The following is a 15,361-nucleotide window of genomic DNA, read 5'->3' as shown; positions in this document are numbered from 1 at the left end:
GGTCGTCATGACATTCCGCGCGAAGCATCTGCTGGGGATAGAGCATCTCGGCCCCGATGAAATCACCACTCTTCTTGATCTGGCCGACCAATATGTCGACTTGAACCGCCGCGATGTGAAGCATTCTGATGCGCTGGCGGGGCTGACCCAGATCAACATGTTCTTTGAGAACTCCACCCGCACCCAAGCCAGCTTCGAGATTGCGGGCAAACGCCTTGGGGCGGATGTAATGAACATGGCCATGCAGGCCAGCTCCGTCAAAAAGGGCGAGACGCTGATCGACACGGCCCTGACCCTGAACGCCATGCACCCCGATTTGTTGGTCGTGCGCCACCCTCATTCTGGGGCGGTGGACTTGCTGGCCCAGAAGGTGAATTGCGCAGTGCTGAACGCAGGCGACGGCAAGCACGAGCACCCTACGCAGGCCTTGCTGGATGCGCTGACCATTCGTCGCGTCAAAGGGCGGCTTCACCGCCTGTCTATCGCCATTTGCGGCGATATTGCGCATAGCCGCGTGGCGCGCTCCAACATCATGCTGCTGGGTAAAATGGAAAACCGCGTGCGCCTGATCGGGCCGCCAACCTTGATGCCCACGGGCATGGAGGAATTCGGCGTTGAGGTGTTCGAGGACATGCGCGAAGGCCTGCAAGACGTCGATGTGGTGATGATGCTGCGCCTCCAGAAAGAACGCATGGACGGTGGCTTCATCCCGTCAGAGCGCGAATACTACCACCGCTACGGGCTGGACCCTGAAAAGATGGCTTACGCCAAAGACGACGCGATCATCATGCATCCCGGCCCAATGAACCGCGGCGTGGAGATCGATGGCGTGTTGGCCGACGACATCAACCGAAGCGTGATCCAAGAGCAGGTCGAGATGGGCGTCGCCGTGCGCATGGCCGCGATGGAGCTGCTGGTGCGCACCCGCCGCGAAGCCGCGGCAAATCAAGGGGTAATGGTTTGAGCGAATTATCCAAATGGCGAGGTATCTTGGATGATGGAGAAGAAATCATCTGGCAGGGCCACCCTGAGCCCAAAATTCGCTTCGAATTCAAATCACCATTTGAACCATTTTTCTACATGTTCTTCACTGGGTTCTCGGTTTTTTGGATGGTGATGGCGTCACAAGCTCCTGGACCTTTTTGGATGTTCGGATTGCTCTTTTTCGGGGTTGGTTCTTTCAACCTTATCGGCAAACCTTTCTGGAGGGCTTGGGAGCGTCGGAATTGTTTCTATACGTTGACCAACAAACGCGCCTTTATCGCGACCAAGTCTTTCTTTGGGTCTCGAAAGCTCGACAGTTATCCTCTCACTTCAGAAAAGCCGCTGCAATTTGTCGATGGCGATTTGTCTTCCATATACTTCGACACCGTTGAGCACCGGACCCAAAACGTTACCGTATCGGAACAGATTGGATTTGAATTGCTTAAAAACGGGCGCGACGTTTTTCGCAAAATGCGTGACATGCAGCAAGCGACACGGGAAACGTGAAATGAACGAACCCAAAGACCCTCGCATGTCCGGCAAGATCGCGACCTACGCACTGCTTGGCATTTTTGCCTTCACGGGCCTGATGATTTGGTTGGGGAGCTGACGGTATGGATGACCCCCTACAGGTAACAAAACGCGAGACCGGCGTGCTACGCGTGTTCCAGATCACTGACTATGTGTCGATCCCCTATTCGTTAAAGGGCGATGGCGAGTATTTGGAACAAGCCTTGGGGGGCGTTTCTTTAAACCCGCAGGAGATGCAAAGCATTTCCGCCAACGAACTTTCTGAGGCCGAGGTGAAGACACTTCTACTCGAGGGCTACGACATTGCTCCGCAGAGCATCAACATGTCAGATATTCCATTTGCCACTTCCGCCCTCATATTCATCCGCAGTGCTGCCTTCGATCAGAAACCCGCGACGCTGAAACTGAATAGCAACGCCAAATTGGTCGCCACATTCACCGAAGGCAAAGCCCCTGCTCCTAAGTTTACCCCGCTGGAAAGCGACGCCGCCAAAGGCGTGCTGACCGGCCCCGCCTCCGATGCCAAGCTTGAACGCAGCTTTGGCCAGCGCTTAGCTTGGATCGCGCTCATTGCACTCATCGCATCCGGCGTATGGGTCTACTCTTACTACATAGGTTTTTGATGTCTGACTTGCTTCTTACCAACGCACGGCTGATCGATCCTGAGGCGGGAACCGAAACCCTTGGGGGTTTGCACATCAAGGACGGGCGGATTAACGAAATCTTACCGCAAGATGTTGATCTGAATGACAAAAGGTTCCCCACGGGGAACGTGGTGGATTGCGGCGGGAAGTATCTTGCCCCCGGCATCATCGACATCGGCGTGAAGGTCTGCGAGCCTGGCGAGCGGCACAAGGAAAGCTTCCGCACCGCAGGTTTGGCGGCGGCGGCAGGTGGGGTCACCACCATGGTCACCCGCCCCGACACCATCCCCACCGTCGACACCCCCGAAACCTTGGAGTTCACCAAAAGACGCGGGGCGGAAATGGCACCTGTGCGTATCGCACCCATGGCGTCGCTGACCAAAGACCGCGCGGGGCGCGAAATGGTTGAGATGGGCTTTTTGATGGACGCCGGTGCGGTCGCCTTTACGGATGGTGACAACGTGGTGACCGACAACAAGGTGCTGGGCCGCGCGATGACCTATGCGCGCTCCCTTGGGGCGTTGGTCATGGGCCACCCGCAAGACCCGATCCTGTCGAAGGGAAGCGCGGTGACATCGGGCAAATTCGCATCGCTTCGCGGCCTGCCCGCAGTGTCCCCCATGGCCGAGCGCATGGGGTTGGAGCGCGACGTGGCCTTGGTCGAGATGACCGGCGTGCGCTACCACGCTGACCAAATCTCCACCGCGAAGTCCCTGCCAGTTCTGGAACGCGCCAAGGCGCAGGGGTTGGACGTGACCGCAGGTGTTTCCATCCACCACCTGACACTGAACGAATTGGACGTGGGCGACTACCGCACCTTCTTTAAGGTGAAGCCGCCGCTGCGGTCTGAAGACGACCGTTTGGCCATGGTCGAGGCCGTGGCCAGCGGGTTGATCGACGTGATCTGCTCCATGCACACCCCACAAGATGAGGAAAGCAAACGCCTGCCGTTTGAAGAGGCCGCTTCCGGCGCAGTTGCGTTGGAAACCTTGCTTCCTGCCGCGATGCGGTTGCTTCATGCCGATGCCGTTGATCTGCCAACCCTGTGGCGTGCCCTTTCCCTGAACCCCGCGAAGCGGTTGGGGCTCGACGGCGGCCGCCTGAGCGTAGGCGCGCCCGCCGATCTGGTGGTGTTTGACCCGAATGCGCCCTTTGTGATGGACCGCGAAACTCTGCGTTCCAAGTCCAAGAACACCCCGTTTGACGGCCAACGTATGCAGGGCCGCGTGTTGCGCACCTTTGTGGGCGGCAAGGAGGTCTTCACCAATGCCTGAGATCGTCACCGCACCTTATCTTTTGTGTTTCATTGCCGTCTCTTCGTATTTGCTGGGCTCGATCCCCTTCGGCTTGGTCATTGCCAAGCTGATGGGGCTGGGCGACTTGCGCAAAATCGGGTCGGGCAACATTGGGGCCACCAATGTATTGCGCACCGGATCGAAACCCGCAGCTTTGGCGACCTTACTGCTGGACGCCGGAAAAGGGGGTATCGCGGTTATACTGGCGCGGATCTTCATCGGCGAGGACGCGGCGCAGCTGGCTGGGCTTATGGCCTTCCTTGGCCATATCTTCCCTGTGTGGTTGAACTTTAATGGCGGCAAGGGGGTGGCGACCTATCTGGGCACCCTTTTGGGGCTGTCTTTCGTTGCGGGCTTTGCCTCGTGCATGACATGGCTGGCCTTTGCGCTACTGTTTCGCATTTCGTCGCTGGCCGCGCTGGCGACGGCCGCGCTCATGCCGCTTGTGCTCAATGTCATCGGACTTCCGAGCTACATCGTCTTGTCGGCCTTGTTGGGTGCATTGATCTGGATGCGCCATGCTGGCAATATTCGTCGCATACTGAATGGCACCGAAAAGAAGATTCAATTCAAAAAGGGATAAATGAATGGGACCGGTTCGGGCACTTGGAAGCTGCATTTCCCAGTCCTTTCGGTGGCGTGGTCGTGCGTCGCGCTCCGAATTTTGGTGGTTCTTTTTGATCTACACCGGCGGCTTCATCGCCTATGTGATCTACGCCGCATTTTCTTCAGTGGTCATCAACGAGACCACCATTTTGCCCGTGGTGATCTATGTCTGCGTGATGTTCTTCCCGCTCATCGCAGTTATGGTCAGACGCCTGCACGACAAGGGGCTGACTGGCTTTTTGTTGATCTTGGGGGTGGTGCCGTTTGGGCAGCTAGCCTTGCTGATTTTAGCCCTTCTGCCTGGCGACATCGGCCCAAACGGATACGGGGACGACCCGTTGGGGCGCTCAAAGCCCGAGGGGATCACCTACGGCAGCTCTCGCGTGCCGTTGGTGCGTGACGACGACTAGTAGCTGTATTCGTCGTAGATGCGGCTTAGGTCACCACCCCATTCACCACGGTACTTGGCCAGCAACTCATCGGCAGGGGTTTGGCCTGTTTCGATGCTTTCTTGCAATGCATTGAGGAAGTGGGTCTCGTCGGGCACCAAGCCCCCGGCGCCCGGCTTGGCGCGCGCCTTTAGGCCCGCCTCGGAAATATTGACCACCTCCCGCGCGAGATCGACCATCTTCATGCCATTTACTTCGGCCGCCAGTCCATCCACGGAGGCCGCGACGCGCCACGCCTCGCGGGTGTCTGCGTCCCAGCCCTTGGCAACATCCCACGCGGCATCCAATGCGGTTTGATCATAGCAAAGGCCAACCCAGAATGCAGGCAGCGCACATAGGCGACGCCATGGACCACCATCCGCACCGCGCATTTCCATGAACTGCTTGATGCGGGCTTCGGGGAATACGGTTGTTAAGTGATCCGCCCAATCGGACAACAGCGGCTTTTCACCTGGCAAGGCTGGCAGTTCACCCTTGAGGAAGTCGCGGAAGGACTGGCCAAGCGCATCGATGTATTTGCCGTCGCGGTAGACGAAGTACATCGGCACATCCAGCACCCATTCGGCCCAAGCCTCAAAGCCCATACCTTCGTCGAACACGAAGGGCAGCATGCCCGTGCGGTCCGCATCCAGATCACGCCAGATCCGCGAGCGCCAAGATTTGTGATTGTTGATCTTGCCCTCAAAGAACGGCGAGTTCGCAAAAAGTGCCGTGGCGACAGGCTGCAAGGCCAAAGCGACGCGCATCTTTTGGACCATGTCGGCCTCGGACCCGAAGTCGAGGTTCACCTGCACAGTGCAGGTCCGACGCATCATGGCGGTGCCCATGGTGCCAACTTTTTCCATATAGTTGTTCATCAGCTTGTAGCGCCCCTTGGGCATGAGGGGCATTTCCTCATGGCTCCATTCTGGCGCGGCGCCTAGGCCGATAAACTTCACGCCGATCTCGTCCGAGACGGCTTTGACCTCGGCCAGATGCGTATTCACCTCGTCGCAGGTTTGGTGGACGGTTTCCAACGGTGCGCCAGACAGCTCCAACGCGCCGCCAGGTTCCAGCGAGACATTCGCGCCGTCTTTGTTCAACCCGATCAGGTGCCCGCCTTCCTCCACCGGATACCAGCCAAAGCGGTCGCGCAGGCCGGACAAAACAGCATGGATCGAGCGATCCCCCTCGTAGGGCAATGGCTGGTGGCTATCTTGGCAATACCCGAATTTTTCGTGCTCGGTTCCGATGCGCCATTGGTCCTTGGGCTTGCAGCCGTCTGCCAGCAATTGTGCAAGTTGGGAATGGTCGGTGATCAGTCCGCCGCCGGATTGAGGAATGGACATTGTGCTGGCTCCGTCTGGCTGTTTGAGCGTCTAGCGTTGAGATGATTTGCGGGGGATGTCAATGCAACTGGACGGGCTCTTTGGTCCATATCACAAAGCTGTCATTCGTCGTCGATCCCATCGCGCGAATTGCCGCCTCAAAATCAACGCCTTTCAGGGGCGACAGCGCGTCGAACAGTTGCGCCGCCCCTTCTGCGGAATTCGGGATCAACAAGCGGCTGCCTCCGTTTTCCTCCAACAGCCAATGCACGTCGTCCTCTATCGGGCCTTTGTCGCTGGTTAGAATGGTCACGCGGGCCAAGTCGTTGATCGACACCGCGCCGCCGCCCATAGGGGCAAAATAGGTGATCTGGCGTTCGTCCACCTCGACCACGCCGGGGCCATCGTGGGAGGTGGCGGTCAAGCGCGCCCGACGCCAGCCCGTCCAAGCGATCGCCACACCAGCAAGGATAAACAGCGCCCCCAAGCCCTGCCACAAAAGCCCTATCTGATTGAAGATCAGCACCCCAAACACAGCGATTGCCAAGCCGATCAGCACCTCGGCGTAGCGCCAGAAGAGCGCCTCCACTTCCGGCCGGATCATCCCCAATCCCCAAGCGCGGTTTGCCACAAGGCCAAAGCCGCAACCGCGGCGGTATCAGCACGCAATATCCGTGGGCCAAGGCTAATCGCATGCGCGCTAGGGTGAGCCTTCAAGGCCGCGCGTTCGCGGGGCGAGAACCCGCCTTCGGGGCCGATCACAATGGCCCAAGGGCCTTTTGGCAAATCAGCAAGCGATGATGGCTGCCCGACCATAGATTCGTCGCAGAACAGGATCTGGCGATCCTCGGGCCAGCTGTCCAACATGGCAGCAAGCTTTTGGATATTCGCCACCTCGGGCACATAGGTGCCGCCGCATTGCTCGGCGGCCTCAATGGCATGGGCCTGCAGCTTGTCTTGGCGGATGCGGTCGGAGTTGGTGTATTCCGTTTGCACCGGAAAAATCTTGGCCGCGCCCATTTCTGCGGCCTTCTCGACGATGAAATCCGTGCGGGCCTTTTTGATCGGGGCGAAGACCAGCCACAGGTCTGGGGGCATCTGCAGGGGCAAGGTTTGTTCCTCGCAGATCACCATGCCGCGACGCTTGGCGGCGTCCACCACACGGCAGGTCCATTCGCCATCCGCCCCGTTGAACAAGGCGACCATATCGCCCACGCCAAGGCGCATAACGTTGAAAAGATAATTTGCCTGCGGCTGCGTCATTGGGACGGAATTGCCCTGTCCCAACGGGTGCTCTACAAACAACCTGATTTTTGCGCGTTCCATGAGGCAGAACATATGAGCGAGACGAGCCAATTGCCAGAGGGCCAAGTCATTGACGCGGTGGAAAAGAACTGGGTCGACAGCTGGGCCCCTGCGGTCACGCGCCCGTATCTGCGCCTCAGCCGTGCAGATCGGCCCGTGGGCACATGGCTTTTGCTGCTGCCCTGCTGGTGGGGCGTGCTTCTTGCGGCGGCGGCGGATCCCGCGGGGTTGGGCTGGTTGGACCTTTGGATCATCGTCGGCTGCGCCATAGGGGCGTTTTTGATGCGGGGGGCGGGGTGCACATGGAATGACATCTCGGACCGCAAACTGGACGCCCAAGTGGCCCGCACAAAGTCGCGACCATTGCCGTCAGGACAGGTGGGTGTCAAAGGCGCTGTGATCTGGATGGGCCTGCAAGCGTTGGTGTCTTTGGCGGTTTTGCTGACCTTCAACGGGGTGGCAATTGCCTTGGGGGTGCTGGCCCTTCTTCCGGTGGCGATCTACCCGTTTGCCAAGCGCTTCACATGGTGGCCGCAGGTCTTCTTGGGTGTCGCTTTCAACTGGGGGGCTTTGCTGGCTTGGGCGGCGCATACGGGGTCGCTAGGTTTGGCACCGGTGATGTTGTATCTCGCCGGAATTGCGTGGACGCTGTTTTATGACACCATCTACGCGCATCAAGACAAAGAAGACGATGCGCTGATCGGCATCAAATCCACCGCACGGTTGTTTGGAGACGACTCGCTTTGGTGGTTGCGGCTATTCATGATTGTTTCGGTGTTGCTGATGGCCTCGGCGGTCATTGTGGCCTTGGTGCCTGACGCGAATGTCATGGTGTTGACCGTGGCCCTTTCGGGGGTGTGGGCCTTTGGCTGGCACATGGTTTGGCAGTTGCGTCGTTTGGACACGGAGGATTGGGAAGCCTGCATGCGTTTGTTCCGCTCGAACCGCGATGCGGGCCTCATTTGTGCGCTGTTTCTTGCCGTTGCGGCCTTGCTGTGATTGAACATTCGCGCCGCGCCCGTTAGGAGGGTGCAAGCGCCTTGCCGCACCGACACTGGTAGACGAACTGTATGAGACTAAAGACAATTGCCGCTTTTTGTTCCGCTGCTGCGCTGTCCGTTGGCGGCGCATGGCTCGCGGCTGGTTGGGTTGAGGCCCGTTCGGCGGAAGTTGTTACCTCAAAATTGATCGACGGGAAGCATGATTGGACGTCTGTCACCACAGACGGTTTGCTGGTGGCCCTTGGCGGCGAAGCGCCCGACGAGGCGACCCGCTTTCGTGTGGTGTCGGCCGTCGGCGCCGTGGTCGATCCCGACCGCATCGTCGACAACATGGACGTCAAGGCCCGCGAAGAGATCGAGGCCCCGCGTTTCTCGGTGGAAATGCTGCGCAATGGCGAAGGGGTGTCGTTAATCGGCCTGATCCCCCCTGCTGAAGAAGGCAACGGCATCGTTGACCAATTGAGCGACATTGTCGAAGGCTCGCGGATTACCGACCTGCTGGAAACCGCCAGCTATCCTGTGCCCTCTAACTGGGAACAAGTGCTGGATTTTTCGATCAAAGCCCTGCGTGATCTGGAGCGATCCAAGATTTCCGTCTCGGCGGATGTGATCGAAGTAACCGCCATTTCCGACAGCCCCGAAAACAAGCGCCGCATAGAATCGCAACTGGCCCGAAGCGCCCCGAACGGCGTGCGCTTGGTGTTGAACATTTCCGCCCCCCGCCCAGTTATATCGCCCTTTACGTTGCGCTTCACACTGGACGCAGAGGGCAACGCCGCCTTTGACGCCTGCTCTGCCTATGACGAAGCCAGCAAATCCGCGATCTTGCGTGCAGCCAGCGAGGCCGGCCGCATCGAAAAGCCGGAATGTGCCATTGGCCTCGGGGTTCCGTCCCCAAATTGGGCGAAGGCTGTTGAGGTCTCTATCGCGGGGCTCAAGGACCTAGGCGGCGGATCGTTGACCTTCTCGGACGCTGACATCACCATGGTGGCCTTAGACACCACCAGCCAAGGCACCTTTGACCGCGTCGTGGGCGAAGTGGACGCCGCCCTGCCCGACGTATTTTCCATGCATGCCGTTCTGCCCGAAAAGGTGATCGTTGACGGCACTGGGGCAGAAGCCGCCATTGAATTCGTCGCCACCCGCAGCCCCGAAGGTTTGGTGCAGCTGCGTGGTCGCCTTCCAGATGACAGCGCCGAGCAGATCGTAGGCTCCTTTGCGCGTGCGCAATTTGGCAGTGACAAAGTATATCTGGCGACCCGCGACGACGCCAATCTGCCGCAAAACTGGCCGGTTCGCGTTTTGGCAGCACTTGAGGCTTTGGCCAGCTTGGAAAACGGCAGCGCTGTGGTGCAAACCGACTATGTTGAAATTCGCGGCGTCAGCGGCAACAAAACCGCATCGGACACAATTTCGCGCAGCTTGGCGGACAAATTGGGTGAAGCAGAAAACTTCGAGGTCAGCGTCCGCTATGACGAACTTCTGGACACGACCTTGGCGCTTCCTTCCCCCAAGGAATGCGTATCGAAGATTAACTCCATGCTGAATGCCTCCAAGATTGTGTTTGAGCCGTCCTCCAGCGACATCACCGAAGCAGCCGGCCAAACCGTTGACCGCATTGCCCAGATCGCCAAGCAGTGCGAACGCGTACAGATGGAAATCGGCGGCTACACCGACAGCCAAGGCCGCGAAGAGATGAACGCCGCCCTAAGCCAGCAACGGGCTGACGCCGTGCGCTCGGCACTTTTGGCGCGCCGCGTTTTGGTGGGCAACATCACCGCGAAAGGTTACGGCGAAGCGGACCCGATTGCGGATAATGACACCGCCGAGGGCCGAGAGGCCAACCGTCGGATCGAGTTCAAACTGTTGACAGACGCCCGCGCCGCCGCCACTGACACCCCAGAAGCAGAAGCCGAGACACCAAGTGAATAGATCCGAATTCATCATCGCCACCGCATTCATCCTGTTTTTGGCGTTTTGCGTCGGCTGGTTCACCTGTTGGCTGGTACAACGCTTTAGCCGCGTAACAACCGCAGATGTGGCGGAACTGGACGACATGGCGAAGGCCTTGCATGACGCCGAGGAAACGCGCGATCAAGCGATCACCTACCTGCAGCAACGCGAAGCAGAGCTGACCAACCAGCTGTCCCAAACCGAAGCCGAATTGCGTGCTGCCATGGATGGGTTGCGCGACGCGCGCCATGAGGCCGAAGAATTGCGCGGCTACATTGAGCGGGCAAACCAAGGCGGCTAATGCCTAAGACCAGCGATCCAACGCGTCTTCGTCGCTGTCCTTTGCCGCAACCCATTCCGACCCGTCTGCGGTGACCTCTTTCTTCCAGAAGGGCGCCCGTGACTTCAAGTAATCCATCAAAAAGTCGGCGGCCGCGAAGGCATCCGCGCGGTGACGCGATGCCGTGGCAACCATCATGATGTTGTCACCGGCCTTCATCACCCCAAACCGGTGGATAACCAGCACATCGACCAGAGACCAACGATGCTGCGCCTCTTCGCATATCTGCGTCAACGCGCGCTCTGTCATACCGGAATAATGCTCGATTTGCATCTGGCTGAGCCCGCCGGATACGTCACGGGTGACACCGGTGAAACTCACCACTGCACCAATGTCGGTATCTCCTTTGGCGAAGGCGTTCAGCTCTGCGCCAGGGTCAAAAGGGGCTTCTTGAACAATGACACGCATGGCATTTAGCCGCCTGTCATCGGGGGGAAGAAGGCCACTTCACGCACGCCGTCCAGCTTCGCGTCGAAATCGGACAGGTCCTGATCCAATGCCACCCTCAGCGCGGTAAGGTCGGAGAATGCCAAGGCATAGCGTTCCTCGCGCGCGCGCAGCTCTTCAACAAGCTGCAAAACCGTGGTCGCGTTTGTCTCTACCATTTCTTTGGGCAGCCCGATGCGTTCCCGCACCCACGCGAAATACAGCACGTTGATCATGAGTTTTGCTCGTCACGCAGAAATGGCATCGCCTTGTTCAGGTAGTCCCAACCCGTCACGATCGTCAGCAATGCCGCCGCCCACAAAAGCGCCACACCGACCTTAAAGGTCACATTTGCCGCAACAGAAAACCACTGAAGCCCCAAAGGATCCTCACTGGCCCCAGACATGATTTCTGCCACCACGATTTCATCCATGCCAGCGGTGCGGTCGAGGAACTCATGTTCGAACAATCCGGTGGCGAAAAGCACCGCAATGGCCGTCATCTGCGCCGTGGTTTTCCACTTGGCGAGATTGGTAACCTTCAACAGACCAGCGGTGTCGCCCAGAAACTCGCGCAACCCAGAGACAAAGACCTCGCGGAACATGATCAGGGTTGAAGGCAACAGCACCCAAGGGTTCATCCCTGAAAAGCCGGTAATCACCAACAAGGCAATGATCACCATCGCCTTATCGGCAATCGGATCCAGCATCGCACCAAATTTGCTTTCCTGCTTCCAAGCCCTTGCCAGATAGCCGTCCAGCCAATCCGTAAGCGCGGCGGTCACAAAAAGAACCAATGCGAACCAATCCGCCCAAGGACGTTGAAAATACAAAAACATGACCGCCACACCCGGGGCCGCCAACAGACGCAACAGCGTCAGGATATTGGGAATATTCCACGTCATGCGCCTTGTGTAGCCGAGCACCGCGTCAGTGGGAAGTCAGGACTTCGCAAGAGCGCGCAGGGCAACTGTGAGCGCCCGCACCAAATCCTTCCCCGCCCCCGCATATCCTTGCCTACCGCAATGAGGAAAAACACGGCACAGTATCGCCCGCGGCGGGCGTGGCCTCATATACTGCGCGCGCGATGGCACGGGCCAGACAGGTGGCCGCGGCATGGCCGATCATGAGCGGATCGCCCTGCTTTTCACCGGCGGAAACCGCGAAGGCCAAGTCCCCGTCCATCGGCGTGTGAGACGGCACAATTGCGCGCGCCATCCCGTCATGAGCCGAAACCGCCAAACGTTTGCATTGCGGCTTGGTCAGTTTGGCGTCCGTTGCCACAATCGCGATTGTGGTATTCGCCCTTTCGTGCGCATCGGTTTTCAACGGCAACCTAACCGCACCATAAGATGCAGGGTCACCACCCAGCCCGCCAAACTCTGTGCCGAACTCAGCCTGCGCCGCCCAGAACTGCCCTGCCGGCGTCACCACCGTACCAATCGGGTTCGCCACAACCAAAGCCGCAACCGTCACCCCGTCGTCCAGCACAAGTGACGCCGTGCCAAGCCCGCCCTTCAAGGTCGCCGTGGTTGCGCCGGTGCCAGCCCCATGACTGCCAAGATCGAACTCCTGCGCGGCATTCATCAAGGCCTCTGCCCCCAGCGCCGCATAGGGGTTTTCCACCCAATCTTTGCGCCCGCCATTGAGTAGATCAAAGATAATCGCGGCGGGCACGATTGGCACGCGGATGTCGCCTACCGCGAAACCTCGGCCGATGTTTCGCAAACCGGACACCACGCCGGACGCCGCATCCAGCCCAAAGGCCGAGCCCCCCGACAGCACCAGCGCATCGACAGCCTCCACAGATTTATCCGGCTCCAGCAAGGCGATCTCCCGCGTGCCGGGTGCGCCGCCCATGATATGCACCGATGCCGTGAACGGAGCATCCGCGGTCAGAACCGTCACACCGGACTTCAGCGTGTCATCTTGCGCATTCCCGACCCGAAGCCCCGCCACATCCGTAATGCTGTTTCGTGTTCCTTGTTTCATCAGATGCACCGCCCGCCATCGACTTCCATACAGACCCCAGTGATCATCGCTGCCTCCTCGGAGCATAAAAAACACGCAGCATTTGCCATGTCCTCGGGGGTGGAAAACCGGCCCAACGGAATGGTCGACAAAAACTGTGCGCGGATCTGCGGGGTATCCTCGCCCATAAAGCTTTTCAGCAACGGAGTTTCCCCTGCCACAGGGTTGATTGCATTGACGCGAATGCCATCTGGCGCGAGTTCCACCGCCATGGCTTTGGTCGCGGTGTTCATCCAGCCCTTGGAGGCGTTGTACCAGTTCAGACGCGGGCGCGGGCTGACGCCAGCGGTCGAGGCGACGTTCAATATTGCTCCGCTGCCTTGGGCTTTCAGAACCGGAACGAGGTGCCTTGCGGTCAGGTAGACCGACTTGCAGTTCACAGCGAATACCTTGTCGAAATCGTCCTCGGACACGTCCTCCATCGCGGTGGGCAGATGGGTGGTGCCGGCGTTGTTGACCAAAATATCGATGCGCCCGAAGGCGTCCAATGTGGCCTGAACCATGGCTTTGACGCTGGCATCCTTGGCGACATTTGCCTCCACCGCCCGCGCGGAGCTGCCGATCTCTGCCAGTAAATCCGTAGCCGCGTTCAAGTCGGCAATCATCACATTTGCGCCCTCAGCCACAAACTTACGCGCGATCCCAGCGCCGAACCCCGACGCGCCCCCCGTTACAATCGCTGTTTTCCCCTCAAGACGCATCCGCATTTCCCTTAAGTTGTAGTTTCAGACCATGACGCAAGTGATCGCCGTTTTGCACCGATTTTCCGTGGCTTTGCCAGAACGCTCCATTGCGCGGGTTGGCATCACCCATGCAGCGCGGCCACAGTCTTGAGTGTGGAGAACCCGTAGAGGGCTTCGAACCCCTTCTCGCGCCCATGACCCGATTGCCCTGTTCCCCCGAATGGCAGCTCTACCCCGCCGCCCGCGCCGTAATTGTTCAAAAACACCTGCCCCGAACGCAGGGCCTTAGCCAACCGCATTTGTCGCGCTCCATTGCTGGACCAAACCGAGGCCACAAGGCCGAATTTGGTGCCATTCGCGATCGACAGGGCCTCGGCCTCATCGTCAAAAGGGATCACCACTTGGACGGGGCCAAATATTTCGTCTTGGGCCAAAACGTGGTTGGGGCTTACCCCTGCGAACAACGTCGGGGCCACGTAATGCCCCCCCGCAGGCGCATCAGCGATGATTTGACCTTCGGCCGCCTTCTCAAGAGAGGCCCCTTGGGACAAAAAATTCTCGACTGTCTTTTTCTGCCGCGCCGAGATCAACGGGCCGACATCCAAGTCCTGCAGGGCGGGGCCGACTTGCAAGTCGCCATAGCGCGCCGCCATACGGTCCAACACTTCGTCAAACACCCCGCGCTGCACAAGGATGCGCGACGAGGCCGAACAGGTTTGCCCTGCATTTTGCACCCCCGCATTCACAAGAAACGGCAGTGCCGCATCGATGTCGGCGTCGTCAAACACCAACTGCGGGGACTTTCCCCCCAGCTCCAGCGTCACGGGCACGATATTTTCGGAGGCTTGCCGCTGAACCAGTTTCCCCACCCCGACCGAGCCGGTGAAGGACACATGGTTGACCCCCGCATGTCCGGATAACGCCGCACCGGCCTCAGCCCCAAGGCCGGTAACCACATTCAACACGCCTTCGGGAAGACCCGCCTGACGGGCCAGATCGGCAAATGCCAGCGCCGTCAAACAGGCCTCTTCTGCGGGCTTCAGAACAGCCGCGTTCCCCATCGCAAGTGCCGCCCCCACCGAGCGCCCGATGATCTGCATGGGATAATTCCACGGGATGATATGCCCCGTCACGCCATGCGGCTCGCGCAGAGTGTAGACGGTATAGCCGTCCAGATAGGGAATCGTTTGCCCGTGCAGCTTGTCTGCAGCACCGCCATAGAATTCCAAATAGCGCGCCAAGGCGGCCACATCAGCCCGCGCCTGCGTCAACGGCTTCCCGACATCCAACGCCTCCAGACGGGCCAGAACTTCGGCATTGCTTTGCACCAGCTGGCCGATTTTGGCTAAAACGCGCCCCCGCTCGGCGGCGGTCATCCGCCCCCAAGGACCACCCAGCGCGGCTTGGGCCGCTGACACCGCCTGATCAATGTCATCCGCGTCCCCGCGTGCGACCTGACATATGAGCTCTCCGTTGGAAGGATCAATCAGATCAAGCGTTTGCCCCGACGCCGGATCGACCCAACCGCCACCGATGAAACAAAGAGAGGGGTCGAACCAAAGGTCTTGAATGCTCATTGCGGTGATCCTTGCGATAGGTTGAGACGCTCTGACGCGACTGCGATCAAGACCGGAGTGTAGGGAGGAGACGGCACTTTGAACAAGGGGGGAGCTGCGCCGACCTTCTGGAATTCGCGTCTATGCCGCAGCGTTTGGCACCGGATTTCGGCTCAAAATCTGCGGTAGCTCTGGTAACGCAGTCGCGAAATTGGTAGGCCCTGCGCAACATTATTGCGAGAAGGTTCTAT

18 protein-coding genes are annotated in these 15,361 nt (G+C 59.1%); 9 read left to right on the top strand and 9 right to left on the bottom strand.

Annotation, left to right across the window (positions count from 1 at the left end; genetic code table 11):
* Positions 1 to 7: 7 nt before the first annotated feature.
* From Q0746_RS10700 to Q0746_RS10675, 6 genes are all read left to right on the top strand, one after another.
* The gene (locus Q0746_RS10700) at positions 8 to 964 is read left to right on the top strand and encodes an aspartate carbamoyltransferase catalytic subunit (RefSeq protein WP_298260071.1); all 957 of its coding nucleotides are present in this window, start codon (positions 8 to 10) and stop codon (positions 962 to 964) included.
* Positions 961 to 1,491: an aspartate carbamoyltransferase catalytic subunit gene (locus tag Q0746_RS10695; protein ID WP_298260069.1), complete on the top strand. Its 531-nt coding sequence runs from the start codon at positions 961 to 963 to the stop codon at positions 1,489 to 1,491. Before Q0746_RS10700 ends, Q0746_RS10695 begins: the two co-directional genes overlap by 4 nt.
* Before the next feature lie 107 nt (positions 1,492 to 1,598).
* Positions 1,599 to 2,138 (top strand): hypothetical protein, encoded by a 540-nt coding sequence (locus tag Q0746_RS10690; protein ID WP_298260067.1) that lies wholly within the window; start codon positions 1,599 to 1,601, stop codon positions 2,136 to 2,138.
* Positions 2,138 to 3,433, top strand: coding sequence for a dihydroorotase (pyrC, locus tag Q0746_RS10685; RefSeq protein WP_298260065.1), 1,296 nt, complete (start codon positions 2,138 to 2,140; stop codon positions 3,431 to 3,433). The genes Q0746_RS10690 and pyrC overlap by 1 nt, the downstream gene beginning before the upstream one ends.
* A complete protein-coding gene (gene plsY, locus Q0746_RS10680; RefSeq protein WP_298260063.1) occupies positions 3,426 to 4,037 on the top strand; it encodes a glycerol-3-phosphate 1-O-acyltransferase PlsY in 612 nt (203 codons plus the stop codon). Before pyrC ends, plsY begins: the two co-directional genes overlap by 8 nt.
* A gap of 4 nt (positions 4,038 to 4,041) precedes the next feature.
* Positions 4,042 to 4,470, top strand: a complete 429-nt coding sequence (locus Q0746_RS10675) for a DUF805 domain-containing protein (RefSeq protein ID WP_298260060.1) — start codon at positions 4,042 to 4,044, stop codon at positions 4,468 to 4,470.
* On the opposite strand, the gene Q0746_RS10670 is transcribed toward Q0746_RS10675, so the two are convergent.
* From Q0746_RS10670 to Q0746_RS10660, 3 genes are read right to left on the bottom strand one after another with little or no spacing between them, the layout of a single operon-like run.
* Positions 4,467 to 5,837 carry a glutamate--cysteine ligase gene (locus tag Q0746_RS10670; RefSeq protein ID WP_298260058.1) on the bottom strand — a complete coding sequence of 457 codons (1,371 nt, stop codon included), beginning with the start codon at positions 5,835 to 5,837 and terminating at the stop codon, positions 4,467 to 4,469. The genes Q0746_RS10675 and Q0746_RS10670 overlap by 4 nt on opposite strands.
* A gap of 58 nt (positions 5,838 to 5,895) precedes the next feature.
* Positions 5,896 to 6,420 (bottom strand): hypothetical protein, encoded by a 525-nt coding sequence (locus tag Q0746_RS10665; protein ID WP_298260056.1) that lies wholly within the window; start codon positions 6,418 to 6,420, stop codon positions 5,896 to 5,898.
* Positions 6,417 to 7,142: a 16S rRNA (uracil(1498)-N(3))-methyltransferase gene (locus Q0746_RS10660; protein WP_298260054.1), complete on the bottom strand. Its 726-nt coding sequence runs from the start codon at positions 7,140 to 7,142 to the stop codon at positions 6,417 to 6,419. The genes Q0746_RS10665 and Q0746_RS10660 overlap by 4 nt, the downstream gene beginning before the upstream one ends.
* Positions 7,143 to 7,154: 12 nt before the next feature.
* On the opposite strand from Q0746_RS10660, the gene ubiA reads away from it, so the two are divergent.
* The 3 genes from ubiA to Q0746_RS10645 all read left to right on the top strand — a co-directional run bounded on the left by ubiA (position 7,155) and on the right by Q0746_RS10645 (position 10,376).
* Positions 7,155 to 8,120 (top strand): 4-hydroxybenzoate octaprenyltransferase, encoded by a 966-nt coding sequence (gene ubiA / locus Q0746_RS10655; protein ID WP_298260052.1) that lies wholly within the window; start codon positions 7,155 to 7,157, stop codon positions 8,118 to 8,120.
* A gap of 71 nt (positions 8,121 to 8,191) precedes the next feature.
* A complete protein-coding gene (locus Q0746_RS10650; RefSeq protein ID WP_298260050.1) occupies positions 8,192 to 10,054 on the top strand; it encodes an OmpA family protein in 1,863 nt (620 codons plus the stop codon).
* On the top strand, positions 10,047 to 10,376 hold the full coding sequence (locus Q0746_RS10645) for a hypothetical protein (protein WP_298260048.1): 330 nt from the start codon (positions 10,047 to 10,049) through the stop codon (positions 10,374 to 10,376). The genes Q0746_RS10650 and Q0746_RS10645 overlap by 8 nt, the downstream gene beginning before the upstream one ends.
* A gap of 3 nt (positions 10,377 to 10,379) precedes the next feature.
* Here Q0746_RS10645 and Q0746_RS10640 read toward each other — a convergent pair whose 3' ends face one another.
* The 6 genes from Q0746_RS10640 to Q0746_RS10615 all read right to left on the bottom strand — a co-directional run bounded on the left by Q0746_RS10640 (position 10,380) and on the right by Q0746_RS10615 (position 15,131).
* Positions 10,380 to 10,823 (bottom strand): molybdenum cofactor biosynthesis protein MoaE, encoded by a 444-nt coding sequence (locus Q0746_RS10640; RefSeq protein WP_298260046.1) that lies wholly within the window; start codon positions 10,821 to 10,823, stop codon positions 10,380 to 10,382.
* A 5-nt stretch (positions 10,824 to 10,828) separates the two neighbouring features.
* A complete protein-coding gene (moaD, locus tag Q0746_RS10635) occupies positions 10,829 to 11,077 on the bottom strand; it encodes a molybdopterin converting factor subunit 1 (RefSeq protein WP_298260044.1) in 249 nt (82 codons plus the stop codon).
* A complete protein-coding gene (gene pgsA / locus Q0746_RS10630; RefSeq protein WP_298260042.1) occupies positions 11,074 to 11,745 on the bottom strand; it encodes a CDP-diacylglycerol--glycerol-3-phosphate 3-phosphatidyltransferase in 672 nt (223 codons plus the stop codon). The genes moaD and pgsA overlap by 4 nt, the downstream gene beginning before the upstream one ends.
* Positions 11,746 to 11,857: 112 nt before the next feature.
* Entirely contained in the window at positions 11,858 to 12,832 is a 975-nt protein-coding gene (locus Q0746_RS10625; RefSeq protein WP_298260040.1) for a P1 family peptidase, read from the bottom strand.
* Positions 12,832 to 13,572: an SDR family oxidoreductase gene (locus Q0746_RS10620; protein WP_298260038.1), complete on the bottom strand. Its 741-nt coding sequence runs from the start codon at positions 13,570 to 13,572 to the stop codon at positions 12,832 to 12,834. The genes Q0746_RS10625 and Q0746_RS10620 overlap by 1 nt, the downstream gene beginning before the upstream one ends.
* Before the next feature lie 104 nt (positions 13,573 to 13,676).
* Positions 13,677 to 15,131, bottom strand: a complete 1,455-nt coding sequence (locus Q0746_RS10615; protein ID WP_298260036.1) for an aldehyde dehydrogenase family protein — start codon at positions 15,129 to 15,131, stop codon at positions 13,677 to 13,679.
* Between the last annotated feature and the right edge of the window lie 230 nt (positions 15,132 to 15,361).

Origin of the sequence: uncultured Litoreibacter sp. (assembly GCF_947487515.1) — a bacterium.
Classification (GTDB): domain Bacteria; phylum Pseudomonadota; class Alphaproteobacteria; order Rhodobacterales; family Rhodobacteraceae; genus Litoreibacter.
This window is presented reverse-complemented; position numbering and strand designations above follow the sequence as displayed.